This window comes from Pseudomonas sp., assembly GCF_002796985.1.
In the GTDB taxonomy this organism is placed as follows: Bacteria; Pseudomonadota; Gammaproteobacteria; order Pseudomonadales; family Pseudomonadaceae; genus Pseudomonas.
In genome coordinates, this window is the sequence record NZ_PEKX01000020.1 from 266,291 (window position 1) to 287,121 (window position 20,831).

General features: G+C 66.7%; 19 protein-coding genes. 16 read left to right on the plus strand and 3 right to left on the minus strand.

Features of this window, described 5'->3' with window-relative positions; all coding sequences use genetic code 11:
* Positions 1–47: 47 nt before the first annotated feature.
* From CTR55_RS23575 to CTR55_RS23640, 14 genes are read left to right on the plus strand one after another with little or no spacing between them, the layout of a single operon-like run.
* A complete protein-coding gene (locus CTR55_RS23575) occupies positions 48–926 on the plus strand; it encodes a glycosyl transferase (RefSeq protein WP_296290360.1) in 879 nt (292 codons plus the stop codon).
* Positions 910–2,451, plus strand: a complete 1,542-nt coding sequence (locus CTR55_RS23580; RefSeq protein WP_296289874.1) for an aromatic amino acid ammonia-lyase — start codon at positions 910–912, stop codon at positions 2,449–2,451. Before CTR55_RS23575 ends, CTR55_RS23580 begins: the two co-directional genes overlap by 17 nt.
* Positions 2,444–2,881, plus strand: a complete 438-nt coding sequence (locus CTR55_RS23585) for an acyl-CoA thioesterase (protein ID WP_296289875.1) — start codon at positions 2,444–2,446, stop codon at positions 2,879–2,881. Before CTR55_RS23580 ends, CTR55_RS23585 begins: the two co-directional genes overlap by 8 nt.
* A complete protein-coding gene (locus CTR55_RS23590; protein WP_296289877.1) occupies positions 2,875–3,483 on the plus strand; it encodes an outer membrane lipoprotein carrier protein LolA in 609 nt (202 codons plus the stop codon). The genes CTR55_RS23585 and CTR55_RS23590 overlap by 7 nt, the downstream gene beginning before the upstream one ends.
* The gene (locus CTR55_RS23595) at positions 3,473–5,803 is read left to right on the plus strand and encodes a hypothetical protein (protein WP_296290361.1); all 2,331 of its coding nucleotides are present in this window, start codon (positions 3,473–3,475) and stop codon (positions 5,801–5,803) included. The genes CTR55_RS23590 and CTR55_RS23595 overlap by 11 nt, the downstream gene beginning before the upstream one ends.
* A complete protein-coding gene (locus CTR55_RS23600) occupies positions 5,797–6,966 on the plus strand; it encodes a sodium:proton antiporter (RefSeq protein ID WP_296289878.1) in 1,170 nt (389 codons plus the stop codon). Before CTR55_RS23595 ends, CTR55_RS23600 begins: the two co-directional genes overlap by 7 nt.
* On the plus strand, positions 6,953–8,191 hold the full coding sequence (locus tag CTR55_RS23605; RefSeq protein WP_296289879.1) for an NAD(P)/FAD-dependent oxidoreductase: 1,239 nt from the start codon (positions 6,953–6,955) through the stop codon (positions 8,189–8,191). Before CTR55_RS23600 ends, CTR55_RS23605 begins: the two co-directional genes overlap by 14 nt.
* A 16-nt stretch (positions 8,192–8,207) precedes the next feature.
* A complete protein-coding gene (locus CTR55_RS23610) occupies positions 8,208–8,930 on the plus strand; it encodes a class I SAM-dependent methyltransferase (protein ID WP_296289880.1) in 723 nt (240 codons plus the stop codon).
* Between the two features lie 2 nt (positions 8,931–8,932).
* Positions 8,933–9,427 (plus strand): hypothetical protein, encoded by a 495-nt coding sequence (locus CTR55_RS23615; RefSeq protein WP_296289882.1) that lies wholly within the window; start codon positions 8,933–8,935, stop codon positions 9,425–9,427.
* Positions 9,424–10,632 carry a beta-ketoacyl-[acyl-carrier-protein] synthase family protein gene (locus CTR55_RS23620; protein ID WP_296289883.1) on the plus strand — a complete coding sequence of 403 codons (1,209 nt, stop codon included), beginning with the start codon at positions 9,424–9,426 and terminating at the stop codon, positions 10,630–10,632. Before CTR55_RS23615 ends, CTR55_RS23620 begins: the two co-directional genes overlap by 4 nt.
* Complete coding sequence (locus CTR55_RS23625) at positions 10,629–11,111, plus strand: hotdog family protein (RefSeq protein ID WP_296289886.1); 483 nt, start codon at positions 10,629–10,631, stop codon at positions 11,109–11,111. The genes CTR55_RS23620 and CTR55_RS23625 overlap by 4 nt, the downstream gene beginning before the upstream one ends.
* Positions 11,108–11,836 (plus strand): 3-oxoacyl-ACP reductase FabG, encoded by a 729-nt coding sequence (gene fabG, locus CTR55_RS23630; RefSeq protein ID WP_296289887.1) that lies wholly within the window; start codon positions 11,108–11,110, stop codon positions 11,834–11,836. The genes CTR55_RS23625 and fabG overlap by 4 nt, the downstream gene beginning before the upstream one ends.
* Positions 11,836–13,062 (plus strand): beta-ketoacyl-ACP synthase, encoded by a 1,227-nt coding sequence (locus CTR55_RS23635; protein ID WP_296289889.1) that lies wholly within the window; start codon positions 11,836–11,838, stop codon positions 13,060–13,062. Before fabG ends, CTR55_RS23635 begins: the two co-directional genes overlap by 1 nt.
* 48 nt (positions 13,063–13,110) lie before the next feature.
* Positions 13,111–13,506: a hypothetical protein gene (locus CTR55_RS23640; protein ID WP_296289891.1), complete on the plus strand. Its 396-nt coding sequence runs from the start codon at positions 13,111–13,113 to the stop codon at positions 13,504–13,506.
* Positions 13,507–13,628: 122 nt separating this feature from the next.
* Here the strand turns inward: CTR55_RS23640 and CTR55_RS23645 are convergent, their stop codons facing one another.
* Positions 13,629–14,534: a LysR family transcriptional regulator gene (locus CTR55_RS23645; RefSeq protein WP_296289893.1), complete on the minus strand. Its 906-nt coding sequence runs from the start codon at positions 14,532–14,534 to the stop codon at positions 13,629–13,631.
* Between the two features lie 313 nt (positions 14,535–14,847).
* On the opposite strand from CTR55_RS23645, the gene CTR55_RS23650 reads away from it, so the two are divergent.
* Positions 14,848–16,191, plus strand: a complete 1,344-nt coding sequence (locus CTR55_RS23650) for an MFS transporter (RefSeq protein WP_296290362.1) — start codon at positions 14,848–14,850, stop codon at positions 16,189–16,191.
* A gap of 244 nt (positions 16,192–16,435) precedes the next feature.
* Positions 16,436–17,827, plus strand: coding sequence for a GABA permease (gene gabP / locus CTR55_RS23655; RefSeq protein ID WP_296289894.1), 1,392 nt, complete (start codon positions 16,436–16,438; stop codon positions 17,825–17,827).
* A gap of 298 nt (positions 17,828–18,125) precedes the next feature.
* Here gabP and hemE read toward each other — a convergent pair whose 3' ends face one another.
* Both hemE and CTR55_RS23665 read right to left on the minus strand, forming a co-directional pair.
* Positions 18,126–19,190, minus strand: coding sequence for a uroporphyrinogen decarboxylase (gene hemE / locus CTR55_RS23660; protein ID WP_296289896.1), 1,065 nt, complete (start codon positions 19,188–19,190; stop codon positions 18,126–18,128).
* 190 nt (positions 19,191–19,380) lie between these two features.
* Positions 19,381–20,814 carry an FAD-dependent oxidoreductase gene (locus tag CTR55_RS23665; RefSeq protein ID WP_296289897.1) on the minus strand — a complete coding sequence of 478 codons (1,434 nt, stop codon included), beginning with the start codon at positions 20,812–20,814 and terminating at the stop codon, positions 19,381–19,383.
* Positions 20,815–20,831 lie beyond the last annotated feature (17 nt).

Sequence of the window (20,831 nt, forward strand, 5' to 3'; positions counted from 1 at the left end):
GCGCGCAGCACTGGGCGCAACAGCGCGAGCGCGGCAGCCTGCTGCTGATGCGCTTCACCGCCTGGGCGGCACGCACCTTCGGCCGGCGCCTGCTGTCGCCGCTGCTGCACCTGATCGTGCTGTACTTCTTCCTCTTCGGCGCCCGTGCGCGCGGTGCCATCCGCGAGTACCAGCAGCGCCTGGCGCAACACAGCGGCGACGCTTCGCTGAGCCCGAGCACCGGCCGCGTGTTCGGTCAGTTCATGGCTTTTGCCGACGCCATCCTCGACAAGCTCGACGTCTGGGCCGGTCGCCTGGATGTCTCCAGTATCGAACTGAACGACCCGCACAACCTGCGCGCGCAACTGCGCAGCGGCCGTGGCCAACTGCTGGTGGGCGCGCACCTGGGCAACCTCGAAGTCTGCCGCGCGCTGGCCGAGCTGGGCGAAAAGGTGCGGATGAACGTGCTGGTGCACACCCGCCACGCCGAGCAGTTCAACCAGCTGCTGGGCGAATCCGGCGCCAGCCACCTGCGGCTGATCCAGGTGAGCGAGCTGGACCCGGCGATCATGCTGCAGCTCTCCCAGCGCCTGGACGCCGGCGAATGGCTGGCGATCGCCGGCGACCGCATTCCGCTGCACGGCGGGCGCAACGTCGAGGTCGACTTCCTCGGTGCGCCGGCCGCCTTCCCGCAGGGGCCCTGGTTGCTCGCCGGGCTGCTGCAATGCCCAGCCAACCTGATGTTCTGCCTGAAGGAAGAAGGGCACTACCGCGTGCACCTGGAGCCCTTCGCCGAGCGCATCCAGTGGCGCCGCAGCAACCGCGCCGAGGTCCTGAAACACTGGACCCAGCGCTACGCCCAACGCCTGGAACACTACTGCCTGCGCGCGCCGCAGCAGTGGTTCAACTTCTACCCGTTCTGGAAAGCCCATGACGACAGCCACTGAAACGCCGGTTTTCGGCCAAGGCCACCTGAGCATCGAACAGATCGTCGCCCTCGCCGAGCGCCGCGTTGAAAGCCGCCTGGACGATGACGCCGAGTTCCGCGCGCGGATCGCCCGTGGCGCGCAGTTCCTCGACACCCTGCTGGACAAGGAAGGCGTGATCTACGGCGTCACCACCGGCTACGGCGACTCCTGCGTGGTGGCCGTGCCGCTGGAGCACGTCGAGGCCCTGCCGCAGCACCTGTTCACCTTCCATGGCTGCGGCCTGGGCAAGCTGCTGGAGCCGGCCGCCGTGCGCGCCGTGCTCGCCGCGCGCCTGCGCTCGTTGAGCCACGGGGTTTCCGGCGTGCGCCTGGAACTGCTGGAGCGCCTGCATGCCTTCCTCGCACACGACATCCTGCCGCTGATCCCCGAAGAGGGCTCGGTGGGCGCCAGCGGCGACCTCACGCCGCTGTCCTACGTCGCCGCGACCCTCGCCGGCGAGCGTGAAGTGCTGTGGCGCGGCGAGCGTCGCAGCGCCGCCGAGGTCCACGCCGAGCTGGGCTGGCAGCCGCTGGTGCTGCGGCCCAAGGAGGCACTGGCGTTGATGAACGGCACGGCGGTGATGACCGGGCTGGCCTGCCTCGCGTACTCGCGCGCCGACTACCTGCTCAAGCTGGCCACCCGCATCACCGCACTGAACGTCATCGCCCTGCAAGGCAACCCGGAACACTTCGACGCGCGTCTGTTCGCCGCCAAGCCGCATCCGGGGCAGATGCAGGTCGCCGCGTGGATTCGTCAGGACCTCGCCATCGACGCACCGACACCGCCGCTGCACCGTCTGCAGGACCGCTACTCGCTGCGCTGCGCACCTCACGTGCTGGGGGTGCTGGCCGACAGCCTGGGCCTGCTGCGGCAGTTCATCGAGATCGAACTGAACAGCGCCAACGACAACCCGATCATCGACGCCGAGGACGAGCGTGTGCTCCATGGCGGGCACTTCTACGGCGGGCACATCGCCTTCGCCATGGACAGCCTGAAGAACCTCGTGGCCAACGTCGCCGACCTGCTCGACCGGCAGCTCGCGCTGCTGGTGGACACCCGCTACAACCATGGCCTGCCGAGCAACCTGTCCGGCGCGCCGGCCGATCGCGCGATGATCAACCACGGCTTCAAGGCCGTGCAGATCGGCGCCAGCGCCTGGACCGCCGAGGCGCTGAAAAACAGCATGCCGGCGAGCGTGTTCTCGCGCTCCACCGAGTGCCACAACCAGGACAAGGTGAGCATGGGCACCATCGCCGCGCGCGATGCCCTGCGCAGCCTGGATTTGACCGAACAGGTCGCCGCTGCCGCCCTGCTGGCCGCGCAACAGGGCGTCTGGCTGCGTTGCGGCGAAGCCGGTGCGCGCCCACTGCCGGCGCCGCTGGGCGGCATGCACGAGCAGCTCGGCCGGGACTTCCCGCCGCTGATCGAGGACCGCGCGCTGGAAGGCGAGCTGCGCCTGTGCCTGGAGCGCATCCGCGCGCGCCATTGGGGGCTCTATGCGTAAGGCCGGAGTGCTGCAGGCCGAGGTGGAAATCCTCGTGCCGTTCTTCGATGTGGACATGATGGAAGTGGTCTGGCACGGGCACTACGTCAAATACCTGGAAGTCGCGCGCTGCGCCCTGCTCGACAAACTCGACCACAACTATTCGCAGATGCGCGAGGCTGGCTACGCCTGGCCGGTGATCGACCTGCAACTGCGCTACGTGCGCGGCGCGCGCTTCGGCCAGCGCATCAGCGTGCGCGCCGACCTGGTGGAGTGGGAGAACCGCCTGAAGATCAACTACCTGATCAGCGACGCCGAAACCGGCGAGCGCCTGACCCGCGCCAGCAGCACCCAGGTCGCCGTGGAGATCGCCAGCCGCGAGATGCAGATGGCCTCGCCCGCCGTGTTCATCGACGCCGTGCAGCGCGCCCTGGAGGCCGAAGCATGCTGAACCGCGCCCTGCTCGTCTGCGGTCTGCTGACTCTTTTCATCGAGAGCATCCCTCTGGCCCACGCCTTCGACCTGCCGCAACTGGCCGCGCAGCTCGGCAAGCCGGCGGTGGTGCGCGGCGAGTTCATCCAGGAGAAGCACCTGCGCTCGCTGCCGCAACCGCTGGTGAGCAAGGGCCACTTCGTCCTCGCCAAGCAGCACGGGCTGCTCTGGCTGCTGCAAGCGCCACTCAAGCAGGATTACCGCATCGATGACCAGGGCATCGCCCGGCGCGACGCCAACGGCTGGCAGCAACTGCCGCAACGCAGCGCCAGCGCGCAGCAGAACCGCCTGTTCCTCGCCGTGCTGGAAGGTGACAGCAGCGGCCTGCAACGCGACTTCGACCTCGCCCTGAGCGGCGAGGCGAACGACTGGCAGCTCACCCTGACGCCACGCGCCGTGCTGCTCAAGCAGATCTTCGACAGCATCGAGATTGCCGGCGGCGAACTGGTGCAGCGTATCGAACTGCACGAAGCCCAGGGCGACCGCACCGTGCTGCGCATGACCAGCAGCCAGCCCGGCGACAGCTTGACCGATGCGGAGCGCAGTGACTTTGCCCGCTGAGCGGCCGCTGTGGCTGCCGCGCCTGGTGATCGCCGGGCTGCTGGCGCTGCTCGCCCTCGCTGCCTGGCAATGGCGCGGCGCCGCGCCGCTGAGCACCGACCTGCTGGAGCTGGTGCCCGGTGGCAGCCGTGACGCCCTGCAAAGGCAGGCCGAGCAGCGCATGCAGGAACCGCTCAACCGCGAGCTGCTGGTACTGGTCGGCTACCCCGAGCGCGACACCGCCATCGCCCACGCCCGCGAACTGGCCGAGCGCTGGCAGGCCAGCGGCCTCTATGAAAAAGTGCAGTGGGGCGTGCAGGCCGACCTGCCGGCCCTGCGCGAACAACTGCGCGCAGGCCGCCTCGCGCTGCTCAATGCCGACGACCGCCGACAACTCGCCGAACAGCCGGCCGCCTTCATCCAGCAGCGCGTAGAACAACTCTTCGACCCCTTCTCCGGCTTCGGCCTGCTGCCCAACGACCAGGACTGGTTCGGCCTGGCCCTGCGCATCCAGCACCACCAACCGCTGACGGCCAAGGTGCAGCTGGACATCGGCAGCGGCGCGCTGGTCGCCGAAGACGATGGCCGCCACTGGGTGCTGCTGCGCGCGCGCACCCGCGCCGACGCCTTCGACATGAACCTGCCCCGCGCCGTGGCCGCACAGGTTGCCGAGGCGCGCCAGCAACTGGCTGCCGATGGCGGGCAGATAGTCGCCGCCAGCGGCCTGCTCTATGCCGCTGACGGGCAGAGCCAGGCCAGCCGCGAGATGACCTGGGTCGGCGGCGGTGCCGCACTGGGCACCCTGCTTCTGCTGCTGCTCGCCTTCCGCCGCGTGCGCGCATTGCTGGCCTTCGTGCCGGTGCTGGTCGGCGTGCTCGCCGGCGCCACCGCGTGCATCGCGCTGTTCGGCAAGATCAACCTGCTTACCCTGGTGCTCGGCGCCAGCCTGATCGGCGTGGCCTCGGACTACCCGCTGCACTACCTGTCCAAGGCCTGGACTGCCACTCATTGGCAGCCTTGGCACGCGCTGAAACTCAGCCAGCGCGGTCTGTTCCTCAGCCTCGCCACCAACCTGATCGGCTACCTCGCGCTGGCCTGCACGCCCTTCCCGGCGCTGACCCAGGTGGCGACCTTCTCGGTGGCCGGCTTGCTCGCCGCCTACCTGTGCGTGATCGGCCTGCTGCCGCTGCTGCTGCGTGGCGATGCCATCGCCCCGCAACCCTTGCTGCTCGCGTTGGGCGAACGCTTGATCGGGCTGCGCCAGGCGCTGCTCAAACGCACGGGAAGCTGGCCACTGCTCGCGGTGGTCGCGCTGTTCTGCGCCGGCGGGCTATGGCAGTTGCAGGTGAAGAACGACCTGCGCCAGTGGCTGGGCGCCAAGCCGCAACTGCTCAGCGAGGCCCAGGCCGCCGCGCGCATCACCGGCTACCAGCCCACCAGCCAGTTCTTCCTGGTCCGCGCTGCCGATGAAACCCAGCTGCTGCAACGCCAGGCGGAACTGGCCGCGCGGCTGGACACGCTGGTCGCCTCCGGCCAGCTCAAGGGCTATCTGGCGCTCAACCAGTTGCTCGCCACCCCACAGCAGCAACAACAGGCCCGCGAGGCGCTGCGCCAACTGCCGCAACACTGGCAGGCGCTGATCGACCTGGGCATTCCGCAAGCCGCGCTGCAAGCCGAGCTGGATCAGCTGGAAAAGCTCCCGCCACAAACCCTCGACCAGGCGCTGCAAGGCCCGCTGGGCGAGCCGTGGCGGCCGCTGTGGCTGGGCACCATCGACGGTGGCGTGGCCGGGCTGGTGAGTTTGCAGGGCCTGTCCGATGCCGGCGTGCTGGCCGAACAGGCCAAGGGGCTGCAAGGCGTGCAGTTGGTGGATCGTCTCGGCGAGCTGAACCGCCTGTTCGCCGCCACCCAGGTCAGCGCCACCGAACTCAAGCTGCTCTCCTGCGTACTGATCTTCGCCCTGCTGTTGAAACCCTTCGGCCCGCACGGCGCCCTGCGCATCGTCCTGCTGCCGCTGCTGGCGGCATTGTGCAGCCTCGCCAGCCTCGGCTGGCTGGGGCAGCCACTGACCCTGTTCAGCCTGTTCGGCCTGCTACTGGTGACCGCCATCGGCGTGGATTACACCATCCTCATGCGCGAGCGCGTCGGCGGTGTGGCGGTGAGCCTGGTCGGCGTGCTGCTGGCGGCCATCACCACCTGGCTGTCGTTCGGCCTGTTGGCCCTCTCCAGCACGCCGGTGATCAGCAACTTCGGCCTGGCCGTGGGGCTGGGCCTGGCGTTCTGCTTCCTGTTCTGCCCCTGGGCTGGCGCAAGCAGCCGAGAAGGAGCACCGGCATGCTGACGATGCTGTTCTGGCTGGCCATGCCGCCGCTGTTCGCCCTCGCAGTGATCGGCGGCAAACGCCTGCGCCTGCTGCCCATCGTCAGCCAGTTGCTGGTGGCGGGCCTGCTGCTGCCGCTGCTGTTCGTCGCGCTGCAAAGCCAGGGCTTCGAGGTGCGCACGCTGGTCAGCGCGCCGTGGCTGCGGCCGCTCTATGACATCGGCTTCGCGCTGCTGCTGGGGCACATCCTCAGCGATGTGATCGACCTCGATGTCAGCCGCCAGAGTCTGAAGATCGCCCTGCCCAGTTTCGCCGTGCCGCTGGCCTGCGGCATGGCCAGCGCCTGGTGGCTGCTGGGCGTGCGCGAAGGCATGAGCGTGCTGGGCATCGGCCTGCTGTTCTCGATCACCGCGATCCCGGTGCTCTACCTGTTCCTGCGCAACATCGACTACCCCGAAGAGTCCACCCGCCGCCTGATGCACGCGGCGGTGCTGATGGACCTGTGGTGCTGGAGCCTGTTCGGCCTGGCCGAGGGCAGCAGCGATCCGATCCAGCTGGTCTGGCCGCTGCTGGCCGGCAGCGTGCCGCTGCTGCTGCGCCTGCTTCGCGTACGCCATGCGCTGGCCTTCAGCCTGCCGTTCTTCGGCCTGATGATCGCCTTCCAGCACTGGCACCTGAATACCCTGGTGTTCGCCATCACCTGGTTGATGGCCCAGGCCGCGGTGCGCCAGCCGTTCCTCTTGCCGGTGTCGCCACGGGCAGCGCTGGCCTTGCAGAACTATCTGCTGGTGCCGCTGGTGCTGGCCTTCGGCATCCTGCAGATCGACTTCCACCACGCGCTTGCCGGGTACTCCTGGCTGTACCTCGGCGCGCTGCTGGTGCTGCCTGTGGTCAGCAAGCTGGCGGGTAGCTGGCTCGGCCTGCGCTGGGCGCTGCCGGGCGCAAGCCGGGGTGATTTGTGGAAGGAAAGCCTGCTGCTGAACATTCGCGGGTTGACCGAAATCGTCTTCCTCAACCTGCTGTTCCAGCAGGGCCACATCGACTCGCTGCTGTATTTCAGCCTGCTGCTGATGAGCCTGTTCGCCACCCTGCTGCCCGCCCTCTGCGGCGTACGCCGTGCGCGCACCGCGACTGAATCCCTGGATCACGCCCCGGCAAGGAGCCCCTCAGATGTCCGCCCCTGATCTGCAACAACGCACCGTCGTCGTGATCGGCGCCGGCCCGTCCGGCGCCATCGCCGCCGCCCTGCTCAAGCGCAAGGGCCATGACGTGCTGGTGCTGGAGCGCCAGCGCTTCCCGCGCTTCTCCATCGGCGAGAGCCTGCTGTCGCACTGCCTGGACTTCGTCGAGGAAGCCGGGATGCTCGACGCGGTCCTGGCCGCCGGATTCCAGGTCAAGCACGGCGCGGCCTTCGGCTGGGGCGAGCGCTACACCGCGTTCGATTTCCGCGACAAGTTCACCGAGGGCAAGGGCAGCACCTTCCAGGTCCAGCGCGCGCGCTTCGACCAGTTGCTGGCCGATCAGGCTGAACTGCAGGGCGTGGAAATCCGCTACGAGGAGGAGATCGTCGCCGCCGACTTCGCCGGCACCTGCCCGCGCCTGCGGGTGCGCCGCCTGGACGGCAGCGAGTACGAAGTGGAATGCGCCTTCGTCCTCGACGCCAGCGGCTATGGCCGCGTGCTGCCGCGCCTGCTCGACCTCGAAGCGCCCTCCGGTTTCCCGGTACGCCGCGCGGTGTTCACGCATATCGAGGACCGTATCGACGCGCCGGAATTCGACCGCGAGAAGATCCTCATCAGCATCCACCCGCAAGAGCGCGGCATCTGGTACTGGACCATCCCCTTCAGCGATGGCCGCACCTCGGTCGGCGTGGTCGCCGAGGACCGTCACTTCGAAGGCAAGCTGGATGACCTGGACGCCTGCCTGAAGGATTTCTACGATGCTGCGCCGAACCTGCGCCCGCTGCTGAAGAACGCCGTGTGGGACACCCCGGCGCGCACCCTCGGCGGCTACTCGGCGAACGTCAAGCGTCTGGCCGGGCCGGGCTTCGCCCTGCTGGGCAACGCAGCGGAATTCCTCGACCCGGTATTCTCCTCCGGCGTCACCATCGCCATGCGCTCCTCCAGTATGGCCGCCAACCTGCTCGACCGGCAGCTCAAGGGCGAGACGGTGGACTGGGAAGGCGACTTCGCCCAGCCGCTCAAGCGCGGCGTGGACACCTTCCGCGCCTATGTCGAGGGCTGGTACGACGGCAGCTTCCAGGACGTGATCTTCTACGAGAAGGCCACCCCGGAAATCCGCCGGATGATCAGCTCGATCCTCGCCGGCTACGCCTGGGACACACGCAATCCCTTCGTCGCCGAACCGCAGCGCCGCCTGCGGGTGCTTTCCGAAATCTGCGCCAGCTAAAAGGACAAGGACTGTCATGACCCGCCCCGCCTCCACCTATGTCGAAGAAACCCGCTTCGGGTTCTGGTTCCTGCAAAGCCACACCTGGCAGCACCATGTGTTGCGCGTGGCGATCAACGACCTCAAGCGTCTGGTCAGCTGGGACATTCCGGCCAACCCGGTATTGCTCGACGCCGGCTGCGGCCAGGGCCGTTCGTTCCGCCTGCTGCGCGAGGCGTTCCAGCCCGGACGAATGATCGGCCTCGACGCCGACCCGCACAGCCTCGACTGCTCGGCCATGGAAGCAGCGCGGGAGAACATCGAGGTGGAACTGAGCTGCGCCGACTGCGCTGACCTGATGCTGCCCTCGGCCAGCGTCGACATCCTGTTCTGCCACCAGACCTTCCACCACCTGATGGAGCAGGAACGCGCGCTGGCCGAGTTCTGGCGCGTGCTCAAGCCGGGCGGCCTGCTGCTGTTCGCCGAATCCACCCAGGCGTACATCAATACCTGGGTAATCCGCTGGTTCTTCCGCCACCCGATGCATGTGCAGAAGAGTGCGCCGCAGTACCTGCAGATGCTCCGCGAGCAGGGCTTCGAGTTCGCCGAGCAGAACGTCTCCTACCCCTACCTGTGGTGGAGCCGTTCCAGGGACTTCGGCCTGCTGGAGCGCTGGGGCATCCGCCAGCCGAAACCCTTCGGTGAGCGCGAGGAAACCCTGGTCAACGCCGTGGTGCGCAAGCCGCTGGAGAGTCGCTGAACATGCTCCGCTGGCTGAGCCTCGCCTTTGTTCTGCTGCTGGCCGGTTGCGCCCAGCATGCGCCGCTGCCGTCCGCGTTGCCGACGCTGGCGACGCCGCTGCAGCTGCATATCCAGCGCGAACAAGGCGCGGCCGGCAAAACGACCAGCCAGGACTGGCTGCTGGTGATTCAACGCGAAGGCGCAACGCTGCGCTGGTCGCTGATCGACCCACTGGGCATCCCGCTGTCGCGCCAGCTGCTGCATGACGGAGAATGGAACAACGACGGCCTGCTGCCGCCCAACCCGGAAGCGCGCGACTTGTTCGCCGTGCTGCTGTTCGCCCTCACGCCCGAAGGTGAACTCGCCCAGCGCTACCCGCCCACGGACTTCCGGATGGCTGGCGCCACGCGTGAGCTGCAGCCACGCTGGAAGATCACTTACCGTTCGGCGCAGGATTTCACTGTGGAATCCGCCGACCTCCGTTACCGGGTGACGCCCCTGGAAACCGCTCCATGACCGCGACCTATCTGAACGAACTGGGCCTGATCTGCGCGCTGGGCAACGACCGCCGCGAAGTGGCCGCCGCGCTACTGGCGAGCGAGTCCGCCGGCATGCAGGTGCAATCGGGCTGGGTGCCGGGCAGGAGCCTGCCGGTGGGCACGGTGAAGGCGCGTCTGGCGAACATTCCCGAGCAGCGCCACGACACCCGCAACAACCGCCTGCTGCTGGCCGCCGCCACGCAGATCGTCCCGGCCATCCGCACGGCCATCCAGCGCTACGGCGCCGCGCGCGTGGCGGTGGTGCTGGGCACCAGCACCTCGGGTATTCACGAATCCGCCCAGGGCATTCGCCATCATCACCTGCACGGCCAGTTGCCCGAAGGCTTCCACTATTCGCACCAGGAACTGTGCAACCCCGCGGCCTTCCTCGCCGAGCACTACGAGCTGGCCGGCCCCGCCTACGTCATTTCCACCGCCTGCACCTCCAGTGGCCGCGCCCTGCAGAGCGCGCGCCGGTTGCTGAACCTGGGGCTGTGCGACGCGGTGTTGTGCGGCGGCGTGGACAGCCTGTGCGAGTTGACGCTCAACGGCTTCAGTGCGCTGGAGGCGGTGTCGGATGAACGGTGCAAGCCGTTCTCCGCCAACCGTCGAGGCATCAACATCGGCGAAGGTGCCGCGCTGTTCCTGATGACCCGCGAGCCCGCCCGCGTGGCCCTGCTCGGCGCTGGCGCCAGCTCCGATGCGCACCACATTTCCGCGCCCGAGCCCGAGGGCCGTGGTGCCCGCGAGGCGATGCGCAAGGCGCTGGCCGACGCGAAGCTCGACGCCGCGCAAATTGCCTACCTGAACCTGCACGGCACCGCGACCGCGCACAACGACGCCATGGAAAGCCTCGCCGTCAGCGCGGAATTCCCCGCCGGCGTGCCCTGCTCCTCGACCAAACCGCTGTCCGGGCATACCCTCGGCGCCGCCGGCGCACTGGAAGCGGCGTTCTGCTGGCTGCTGCTGAGCGAGCACAACCCGCATAATCGCTTGCCGCCGCAGCGCTGGGACGGCATGGCCGACCCGCAACTGCCGGCGCTGCAACTGGTGGGCGACGACGCCCCGCGCCTGCCAAACGAAGGCCCGCGCTACCTGATGAGCAACTCGTTCGCCTTCGGCGGCAACAACATCAGCCTGATCCTGGGCGAGATGAGCGAAGATTCTGGAGTGACCCGATGATCGACTGGCCGATCGCCTCGCTGCTGCCCCACGCGGGCGACATGATCCTCCTCGACGAAGTGCTCGACTTCGGCGACGAGGACATTCGCACGCGCCTGACGGTGCGCCCGGGCGGCCTGTTCAACGAGGCCGACGGCAGCCTGCCGGCCTGGGTCGGCGTGGAGCTGATGGCGCAGAGCGTCGCCGCCTACGCCGGTTGCCAGGCACGCTCGCGCGGCGAGCCGGTGGAACTGGGCTTCCTGCTCGGCACCCGCCAGTACCAGTGCGACGTGGCGAGCTTCCCCGCCGGCAGCGTGCTGACCCTCCATGCCATTCGCACCCTGCAGGACGACAATGGCATGGGCGTTTTCGAGTGCCATCTGGACGGGCCTGGGATCAAGGCGCTGGCGCGCCTGACCGTGTTCCGCCCGCCAGAACCCGCCAGCTACCTACAAGAACCCGCTCTTGCAGAGCGAGAGCCGAAAGAGCCAAGCGTATGACTGATTCCATCCTCGTAACCGGCTCCAGCCGCGGCATCGGCCGCGCCATCGCCCTGCGCCTGGCCCAGGCCGGCTTCGACCTGGTGCTGCATTGCCGCAGCGGCCGCGCCGAGGCCGATGCCGTGCAGGCCGAAATCCAGGCGCTGGGCCGCACCGCCCGCGTGCTGCAATTCGACGTGGCCGAGCGCGAAGCCGCGCGCAGCATCCTCGAAGCCGACGTGGAAACCCACGGCGCCTACTACGGCGTGGTGTGCAACGCCGGCCTGACCCGCGACGGCGCCTTCCCGGCGCTCACCGAAGAAGACTGGGACCAGGTGCTGCGCACCAACCTCGACGGCTTCTACAACGTCCTGCACCCGGTAATCATGCCGATGATCCGCCGTCGCCAGCCGGGACGCATCGTCTGCATCACCTCGGTGTCCGGGCTGATCGGCAACCGCGGCCAAGTCAATTACAGCGCCTCCAAGGCCGGCGTGATCGGCGCCGCCAAGGCGCTGGCCATCGAGCTGGGCAAGCGCAGGATCACGGTGAACTGCGTGGCGCCGGGGCTGATCGACACCGCCATGCTCGACGAGCAGGTGCCGGTGGAGGAAATCCTCAAGATGATCCCCGCCCAGCGCATGGGCACGCCCGAGGAAGTGGCCAGCGCGGTGAACTTCCTGATGTCGGCCGAGGCCGGCTACATCACCCGCCAGGTGCTGGCGGTCAACGGAGGGCTGTGCTGATGAAGCGTGTGGTCGTTACCGGCATGTCCGGCATCACTTCGCTGGGTTCGGACTGGGCGAGCATCGAGGCGAACTTCAGCGCCAACCAGAGCGGCATCCGCCGCATGGACGAGTGGGACCGCTTCACCGAACTGAACACCCGCCTGGCCGGCCCAGTGCTGGACTTCGTGGTGCCCAGGCACTGGACCCGCAAGCAGCTGCGCAGCATGGGCCGCGTCTCGCGCCTGTCGGTGGGCGCCGCCGAGCGCGCGCTGGCCGACGCCGGTCTGCTGGATGACGAATCGATCCGCGACGGCCGCATGGGCGTCGCCTGCGGTTCCTCCACCGGCAGCACCGACGAGATCAAGGCGTTCGGTAACATGCTGCTGAACTCGGTGGCCGACGGCCTCAACGCCAACTCCTATGTGCGCATGATGCCGCACACCACGGCGGCGAATATCAGCATCTTCTTCGGCCTCAAGGGCCGGGTGATCCCGACTTCCAGCGCCTGCACCAGTGGCAGCCAGGGCATCGGCTACGCCTACGAGGCGATCCGCTTCGGCCGCTTGCCGCTGATGCTCGCCGGTGGCGCCGAAGAGCTGTGCCCGACCGAAGCCATGGTGTTCGACGCGCTCTACGCCACCAGCCTGAAGAACGACACCCCGCACAAGACCCCACGCCCCTATGACAGCGGCCGCGACGGCCTGGTGATCGGCGAAGGCGCCGGCATGCTGGTCCTGGAGGACCTGGACCACGCCCTCGCCCGTGGTGCGCGCATCCATGCCGAGATCGTCGGCTTCGGCAGCAACGCCGACGGCCAGCACACCACCCGCCCCGAGCAGGTGACCATGCGCCGCGCCATGGAGCTGGCGCTGGAAGATGCCGGCCTGAGTATCGACGCCATCGGCTACGTGAACGGCCACGGCACCGCCACCGAGCAGGGCGATATCGCCGAGACCCTGGCCACCAGCGAACTGTTCGGAAAGCGCATGCCGATCAGCTCGCAGAAGAGTTTCCTGGGCCACACTCTGGGAGCGTGCGGCGCGCTGGAGTCCTGGTTCAGCATCGAGATGATGAACAGCGACCGCTACGTGCACACCCTCAACCTGGACGAGATCGACCCGCGCTGCGGCGAGCTCGACTATCTGCGGGGCGAGCCGCGCGCGATGAGCCACGAGTACGTGATGAACAACAACTTCGCTTTTGGCGGCATCAACACCTCGCTGATTTTCAAGCGCTGGCGCTGAGACGCCTGCCAACGGCCCCGACTACCGACACTGCAAGGAGAGCAATCCATGTCCCGTCTGATCCGTAGCATCATCCTCTGCGTGGCTACCGTGCTGGTCATCGGCTGCACCGGCAGGGCCGTGCAGAACATCGACCAGAGCCTGCCGCCGAGCAGCCAGCGCACCGCCGCCCAGGTGCAGCAGGCGATCCACCAGGCGCTGGCGGAGCAGAAGTGGACCCTGCAGCAGGACAACGGCAGCGTGATCTACGCCGAGATCACCGTGCGCGAGCGCCACCACGCCGAGATCAGCATTCCCTATACCAGCCAGCAGTACTCCATCAAGCTGCGCAGCAGCAGCGGCCTGGACGAGAAGGACGGACAGATCCACCGCAACTACAACAACTGGGTCACCCTCCTCAACGAGAAGATCCAGCAGAACCTGGGCATCACGCCGACGCGCTGATCCCGCTCATCGACGAAGTCGACGCCGGGGGCACGCTGAAGTAACCCGCTCGTGCTGCCCTGCCGTAGGGCGGGTAACGGCGGATAAAGCGTTCCGCTTTATTCGCCCTACGCGACGCGCCCTCAGCCGGCCCTGCCAGCCTGGACTTCGTGGGTCACCAGGTCGAAGAACGACTGCGCCAGGCGCGACGTCTCGTTGCGCCGGCGCACCAGCCACACCGAGCTGGTGGCGCCCGGATCGATCAGCGTGCGATAGACCACACCGTCCACCCGTGTACGACGGAATGACGCCGGCAGCATCGACACCCCCAACCCCGCCGCCACCAGGCCGATGATGGTCATCGCCTCGCCCGCCTCCTGGGCGATGCGCGGGCTGAAACCGGCTTGCCGCGACAGTGCCATCAGCTGGCTATAGAGGCCGGTGCCATAGCTGCGCGGGAAGAACACGAAGGGCTCCTCGGCCAGCGCGGCGAACTCCAGGCCCTCCTGGCTGGCCTGCGCCAGCGGGTGATCGGCGCGCAGCACCGCCACCAGCGGTTCGCTGAACAGCTCCACGGCTTCCAGGGTTTCCGGCAGCGGGATCGGGCGGATCAGGCCGACCTGCACACGCTCTTCCAGCAGCGCCTGCACCGCCTGCCCGCTGCTCAGTTCCTGCAGGTCCAGGTGCACATCCGGGTAGGCCTGGCGGAACGCCAGAATCGCGCGCGGGATGCTGGAAGTGAAAGGCGCCGACGCAGTGAAGCCGACCTTGAGCTCGCCGATCTCGCCCTGGTGTGCGCGCCGCGCCAGCAGCACGGCGCGGTCCACCTGCTGGAGTACCTGGCGCGCCTCGTCGAGAAACAGCCGCCCCGCTTCGGTCAGCGCCACGCGACGATTGGTGCGCTCCAGCAGACGCGCGCCGATCTCTTCCTCCAGCGCCTGGATCTGCTGGCTCAGCGGCGGCTGGGAAATCCCCAGTTGCTCGGCGGCGCGGCCGAAGTGCAGCTCTTCCGCCACGGCAATGAAATAACGCAGGTGTCGCAGTTCCATCATTTCTCCCGCTAAAGCGCCGCAATTCCCGGCTGGGTAGGAGCGGACTCCGTCCGCGATCGATTCCACACCACCCGGGTACAAACGGTGGCACCCGCCAACGATTCGTAAAACGACTCAAATGTGTCGATTAATATATTGGAAATAATAAAGCCCGCTCCTTATCCTTTCCACACAAGCCCAATAACGACTACCAACCTGCTCCCTGCCTGGCCGCGCGGGCCTTTGCCGCCATTCCAGGCCCTCTGCTGTCATCTACCTGAGGTGTGTCGTGAGTCAACCTGCCCTGCGGGCTTTGCGGGAAGAACCGTCCATGGCGGCCGAGCCGGCTGTCGTACAAGAGCCATCCGCCGCTAACGAGCCGGCTGAGGTGCTGCCTGATCTGCGCGAGAGCGCGCTTGAAGCCAACGGCGACGTGGTGCGCGCCGTCGAAGAAATCGAAACCTACATCGAGAAAGGCACCCCGGAATTCATGCGCACCTCGCTGGCGCTGTTCTCCGGCGGCTTCGCCACCTTCGCCCTGCTCTATTGCGTGCAGCCGATGATGCCGGTGCTGTCTCAGGCCTTCAGCCTGACCGCCGCGCAGAGCAGCCTGGTGCTGTCGATCTCCACCATCACCATGGCCTTCGGCCTGCTCGTGATCGGGCCGATTTCCGACGCCATCGGGCGCAAGTCGATCATGGTCGCCTCGCTGGTCTTCGCCGCCCTGTTCACGCTCGGCAGTTCGGTGATGCCAACCTGGCACGGCGTGCTGCTGATGCGCGCACTGCTCGGCCTGTCGCTGAGCGGCCTGGCGGCGGTGGGCATGACCTACCTCTCCGAGGAGATTCATCCGCAGCACATCGGGCTGTCCATGGGGCTCTACATCGGCGGCAACGCCATCGGCGGCATGAGCGGCCGGCTGATCAGCGGCGTGCTGGTGGACTACGTGAACTGGCACGTGGCGCTGGCCACCCTGGGCGTGCTCGCCCTGGCCGCTGCAGTACTGTTCTGGCGCATCCTCCCCGAATCGAAGAACTTCCGCCCCGCACCGCTCAAGCCGCGCCGACTCATCGAGGGCTTCACCGGGCACTTCCGCGATGCCGGCCTGCCCTGGCTGTTCCTCGAGGCCTTCCTGCTGATGGGCGCCTTCGTCACCCTGTTCAACTACATCGGCTATCGCCTGCTGGCAGAGCCGTACCACCTGAGCCAGGCCATCGTCGGCGTGCTCTCGCTGGTCTACCTGTCGGGCATCTACAGCTCGGCGTGGGTCGGTTCACTGGCCGACAAGCTGGGCCGGCGCAAGGTGCTCTGGGCGATGATCGCGCTGATGCTCGGCGGCGTGCTGATCACCCTGCTGCAGCCGCTGGCGCTGGTACTGGTCGGCCTGCTGGTGTTCACCTTCGGCTTCTTCGGCGCGCACTCGGTGGCCAGCAGCTGGATCGGCCGCCGCGCCCTCAAGGCCAAGGGCCAGGCGTCGGCGCTGTACCTGTTCAGCTACTACACCGGTTCCAGCGTCGCCGGCACCGCTGGCGGCCTGTTCTGGCACCAGTACGGCTGGAACGGCGTCGGCCTGTTCATCGCCAGCCTGCTGGGCATCGGCCTGCTGGTGGCCCTGCACCTGGCACGCCTGCCAGTGTTACCGCGCGACCTTCCCGCACTCGGCAAGCATGGGTAGTTTCTACACAAACGACGCTACACATACCTATAAACGACATGGAACGGTCGTACAAAGACATGATATGTCGTTTATAGCGATGCCTTTATGACGGGCCATGTAGCGAATCATCCCAACCTACAACTTAAGTCGTAACAGAATATGGCGCGATCCTTGCGTACAGAATATTGAACGACTTGTTGGAATCCTGAAACGGACCTCGACTCCCGCAGTACGCAATTCCCTCCGTAGTTGTAGGTAAAGCATGAGCAGCACCCCAACCTCCGGGCTCTCCCAGGGCCTGAAAAATCGTCACGTCACGATGCTTTCGATTGCCGGCGCCATTGGCGCAGGCCTGTTCGTCGGCTCGGGGCACGCCATTGCCGAGGCCGGTCCGGCCGTTCTGGTGTCCTACCTCATCGCCGGTCTGCTGGTGGTGCTGGTCATGCGCATGCTGGCCGAAATGGCCGTCGCGCAACCGGACAGCGGCTCCTTCTCCACCTATGCCGACCGCTCCATCGGTCACTGGGCCGGCTTCACCATCGGCTGGCTGTACTGGTGGTTCTGGGTCCTGGTGATCCCGCTGGAGGCCAACGCTGCCGCGGCCATCATCCACGCCTGGTTCCCCGGCGCGCCGATCTGGGTGCTGGCGTTCGTGATCACCTCCGCGCTGACCGTGACCAACCTGTTCAGCGTGAAGAACTACGGTGAGTTCGAGTTCTGGCTGGCGCTGATCAAGGTCTGCTCGATCGTCGCCTTCATCCTGCTGGGTTGCGCGGCCATCTTCGGCTTCTCGCCCAACAGCGAAGTGTCCGGCATCAGCCACCTGACCAGTGAAGGCTTCCTGCCCAAGGGCTGGGGTGCCGTGCTCGCCGCGCTGCTGACCACCATGTTCTCCTTCATGGGTTCGGAAATCGTCACCATCGCCGCCACCGAGTCCAAGGACCCGGAGCAGCAGATCACCCGCGCTACCAACTCGGTGATCTGGCGTATCGCGCTGTTCTATCTACTGTCGATCCTGATCGTGGTTTGCCTGGTGCCGTGGAACGACCCGCGCCTGGTGAGCATGGGCTCCTACCAGACCGTGCTGGAACACCTGCACATCCCGTACGCCAAGCTGATCGTCGACATCATCGTCCTCGTCTCGGTCACCAGCTGCCTGAACTCGGCGCTCTATACCGCCTCGCGCATGATGTACTCGCTGAGCAAGCGCGGCGACGCGCCGAAGATCGCCCAGGTGACCAGCGTCAGCCGCACCCCGGTGTACGCCGTACTGCTGTCCACCGCCATGGCCTTCCTCTGCACCTTCGCCAACTACCTGGCCCCGGCTGAAGTGTTCAACTTCCTGCTGGCCAGCTCCGGCGCCATCGCCCTGCTGGTGTACCTGGTGATCGCCATCTCCCAGCTGCGCATGCGCAAGAAGCTGCTCGCCCAGGGCCACCAACTGACCCTGAAGATGTGGTTCTTCCCCTGGCTGACCTGGGCGGTGATCCTGTTCATCAGCGCCGCGCTGATCATCATGCTGATCCGTCCGGATCACCGCATCGAAGTGGTCGCTACCGCACTGCTGACCATCGTGGTCGTCTGCTCCGGCCTGCTGGTGTCCAACCGCCGCAAGTCGCAGCATGCCGCCGGCCTGGTGGGCGACGCTGCGTGATGCACCCTGATGGGGCCTGAGGCTCCATGAGGAACGAAAAGCCCCGCTCTGGAGCGGGGCTTTTTTCATTGCATCGTGAAACATTGTGCCGTTCTGGACGATCGCGGACGGAGTGCGCTCCTACGCCCGTATCGGCGCTCGAAGGAGCCCGTAGGGGCTGCGCAGGGACGGTTCGCGAGCAAGCTCGCTCCTACAGGTAGCCGTGCGCTCTTTGTAGGAGCGAGCTTGCTCGCGAACCCCGCCACCCCATCACGAAAAAGCCCCGCAGATGCGGGGCTTTTTCAGTTACGCGTCAGGCTCAGTGATACTGCGCCGACAGCTCGTGCACCGCCTCGAAGAAGGCACCGGCATGCGCCGGGTCGACTTCCGGGGTGACGCCGTGGCCGAGGTTGAACACGTGGCCGTTGCCGTTGCCGAAGGCGCCAAGGATGCGTGCGACTTCGGCACGGATGGCTTCGGGCTTGGCGTAGAGTACCGCCGGGTCCATGTTGCCCTGCAGGGCGACCTTGTCGCCGACGCGCGCGCGGGCGCTGCCGATGTCACAGGTCCAGTCCAGGCCGAGGGCTTCGGCACCGGTGTTGGCCATGGATTCCAGCCACAGGCCGCCGCCCTTGGTGAAGAGGATCACCGGCACACGGCGACCGTCGTGTTCACGGATCAGGCCGTCGACGATCTTCTGCATGTAGGCCAGGGAGAACTCCTGATAGGCGGCCGCCGACAGGCTGCCACCCCAGGAATCGAAGATCTGCACCGCCTGCGCGCCCGCCAGGATCTGGCCGTTGAGGTAGCTGGTGACCGACTGCGCCAGCTTGTCCAGCAAGGCGTGCATGGCCTGCGGGTTCTCGTAGAGCATCGCCTTGGACTTGCGGAAGTCGCGGCTGGAGCCGCCTTCGACCATGTAGGTAGCCAGAGTCCAGGGGCTGCCGGAGAAGCCGATCAGCGGTACGCGGCCGTTCAGCTCGCGACGGATGGTGCGCACGGCGTCCATCACGTAGCCCAGGTCTTTCTCCGGATCGGGAATCGGCAGGGCTTCGATGTCGGCCAGGCTGCTCACGACCTTCTTGAAACGCGGACCTTCGCCGGTCTCGAAGTACAGGCCCTGGCCCATGGCGTCGGGGATGGTGAGGATGTCGGAGAAGAGGATCGCCGCGTCCAGCTGCGGGTAACGATCCAGCGGCTGCAGGGTCACTTCGCAGGCCATCTGCGGGTTCATGCACAGGCTCATGAAGTCACCGGCCTTGGCGCGGGTGGCGCGGTACTCCGGCAAGTAGCGGCCGGCCTGGCGCATCATCCAGACGGGGGTGACATCGACGGGCTGCTTGAGCAGGGCGCGAAGGAAGCGATCGTTCTTCAAGGCAGTCATAACGGCATCCGGCAAAAAAGTGCGGGTATTTTCGCAAAGCCCAAAAGAAAAGGCACGGCGGGTGCCGTGCCTTTTGTCCGTCGCGGCATTCTGCCGCACTGGCATTTGCCGTGTAGGAGCGAGCTTGCTCGCGAACAAAGCCCGTTGCGGGGACAGGGTTCGCGAGCAAGCTCGCTCCTACAGGTCCGGCTTAGACGCCCAGGTAGTCGAGGATACCTTCGGCGGCCGTACGGCCTTCGAAGATCGCCGTCACCACCAGGTCGGAACCACGGACCATGTCGCCACCGGCGAAGATCTTCGGGTTGCTGGTCTGGTGCTTGAACTGCGAAGCGGCCGGGGCGATGACGCGTCCCTGGCTGTCGATTTCCACCTGGTGCAGGTCGAACCACGGCGCCGGGCTCGGGCGGAAGCCGAAGGCGATCAGCACGGCTTCGGCCGGGATGATCTCTTCGGAGCCCGGGATCGGCTCGGGGCTGCGACGGCCGCGGGCGTCCGGCTCGCCAAGACGGGTCTCGACCACTTTCACGCCTTCCACCTTGTCCTCGCCGACGATGGCGATGGGCTGGCGGTTGAAGAGGAATTTCACGCCTTCTTCCTTGGCGTTCTTCACCTCTTTGCGCGAGCCGGGCATGTTCTCTTCGTCGCGACGGTAGGCGCAGGTCACGCTCTTGGCTGCCTGGCGGATCGAGGTGCGGTTGCAGTCCATCGCGGTGTCGCCACCGCCCAGCACCACGACGCGCTTGCCCTTCATGTCGACGAAGTCTTCCGGCGACTTCTCGAAGCCCAGGTTGCGGTTCACGTTGGCGATCAGGAAGTCCAGCGCATCGTGCACGCCGGGCAGGTCCTCGCCGGGGAAGCCGCCTTTCATGTAGGTGTAGGTGCCCATGCCCATGAACACGGCATCGTACTCATCGAGCAACTGCTCCATGGTGACGTCCTTGCCGATCTCGGTGTTCAGGCGGAACTCGATACCCATGCCGGTGAAGACTTCGCGGCGGCGCGAGAGCACCTGCTTCTCCAGCTTGAATTCGGGGATGCCGAAGGTCAGCAGGCCGCCGATTTCCGGGTTCTTGTCGAACACCACCGGGGTCACGCCGTTGCGCACCAGCACGTCGGCGCAGCCCAGGCCGGCCGGGCCCGCGCCGATCACGGCAACGCGCTTGCCAGTGGGCTTGACCTTGGACATGTCCGGGCGCCAGCCCATGGCGAATGCGGTGTCGGTGATGTACTTCTCCACCGAGCCGATGGTGACCGCGCCGAAGCCGTCGTTCAGGGTGCAGGCGCCTTCGCAAAGGCGGTCCTGCGGGCACACCCGGCCGCAGACTTCCGGCAGGGTGTTGGTCTGATGAGACAGCTCGGCGGCGGCGAGGATGTTGCCTTCGGAGACCAGCTTCAACCAGTTGGGGATGAAGTTGTGCACCGGGCACTTCCACTCGCAGTACGGGTTGCCGCAGCCCAGGCAGCGATGTGCCTGGTCAGCAGCTTGCGCCGGCTTGAACAAGTCGTAGATTTCCACGAACTCGCGCTTGCGCTGGCGCAGCAATTTCTTCTTCGGATCCTTGCGCCCGACTTCGATGAACTGGAAGTCATTGTTCAGGCGATCAGAATTCATACGTTCAGACATTTCGTGACCTCATCAAC

Bases quoted from the DNA above. Each gene is read 5' to 3' on its own strand.
- CTR55_RS23620 (WP_296289883.1), top strand. From the start codon at position 9,424: ATGACCGCGACCTATCTGAACGAACTGGGCCTGATCTGCGCGCTGGGC.
- CTR55_RS23665 (WP_296289897.1), bottom strand. From the start codon at position 20,814: ATGTCTGAACGTATGAATTCTGATCGCCTGAACAATGACTTCCAGTTC.
- CTR55_RS23585 (WP_296289875.1), top strand. From the start codon at position 2,444: ATGCGTAAGGCCGGAGTGCTGCAGGCCGAGGTGGAAATCCTCGTGCCG.
- CTR55_RS23575 (WP_296290360.1), top strand. From the start codon at position 48: ATGCGCTTCACCGCCTGGGCGGCACGCACCTTCGGCCGGCGCCTGCTG.
- CTR55_RS23650 (WP_296290362.1), top strand. From the start codon at position 14,848: ATGGCGGCCGAGCCGGCTGTCGTACAAGAGCCATCCGCCGCTAACGAG.
- CTR55_RS23645 (WP_296289893.1), bottom strand. From the start codon at position 14,534: ATGGAACTGCGACACCTGCGTTATTTCATTGCCGTGGCGGAAGAGCTG.
- CTR55_RS23625 (WP_296289886.1), top strand. From the start codon at position 10,629: ATGATCGACTGGCCGATCGCCTCGCTGCTGCCCCACGCGGGCGACATG.
- CTR55_RS23610 (WP_296289880.1), top strand. From the start codon at position 8,208: ATGACCCGCCCCGCCTCCACCTATGTCGAAGAAACCCGCTTCGGGTTC.
- CTR55_RS23605 (WP_296289879.1), top strand. From the start codon at position 6,953: ATGTCCGCCCCTGATCTGCAACAACGCACCGTCGTCGTGATCGGCGCC.
- hemE (WP_296289896.1), bottom strand. From the start codon at position 19,190: ATGACTGCCTTGAAGAACGATCGCTTCCTTCGCGCCCTGCTCAAGCAG.
- CTR55_RS23600 (WP_296289878.1), top strand. From the start codon at position 5,797: ATGCTGACGATGCTGTTCTGGCTGGCCATGCCGCCGCTGTTCGCCCTC.
- CTR55_RS23590 (WP_296289877.1), top strand. From the start codon at position 2,875: ATGCTGAACCGCGCCCTGCTCGTCTGCGGTCTGCTGACTCTTTTCATC.
- CTR55_RS23640 (WP_296289891.1), top strand. From the start codon at position 13,111: ATGTCCCGTCTGATCCGTAGCATCATCCTCTGCGTGGCTACCGTGCTG.
- fabG (WP_296289887.1), top strand. From the start codon at position 11,108: ATGACTGATTCCATCCTCGTAACCGGCTCCAGCCGCGGCATCGGCCGC.
- CTR55_RS23580 (WP_296289874.1), top strand. From the start codon at position 910: ATGACGACAGCCACTGAAACGCCGGTTTTCGGCCAAGGCCACCTGAGC.
- CTR55_RS23615 (WP_296289882.1), top strand. From the start codon at position 8,933: ATGCTCCGCTGGCTGAGCCTCGCCTTTGTTCTGCTGCTGGCCGGTTGC.
- gabP (WP_296289894.1), top strand. From the start codon at position 16,436: ATGAGCAGCACCCCAACCTCCGGGCTCTCCCAGGGCCTGAAAAATCGT.
- CTR55_RS23635 (WP_296289889.1), top strand. From the start codon at position 11,836: ATGAAGCGTGTGGTCGTTACCGGCATGTCCGGCATCACTTCGCTGGGT.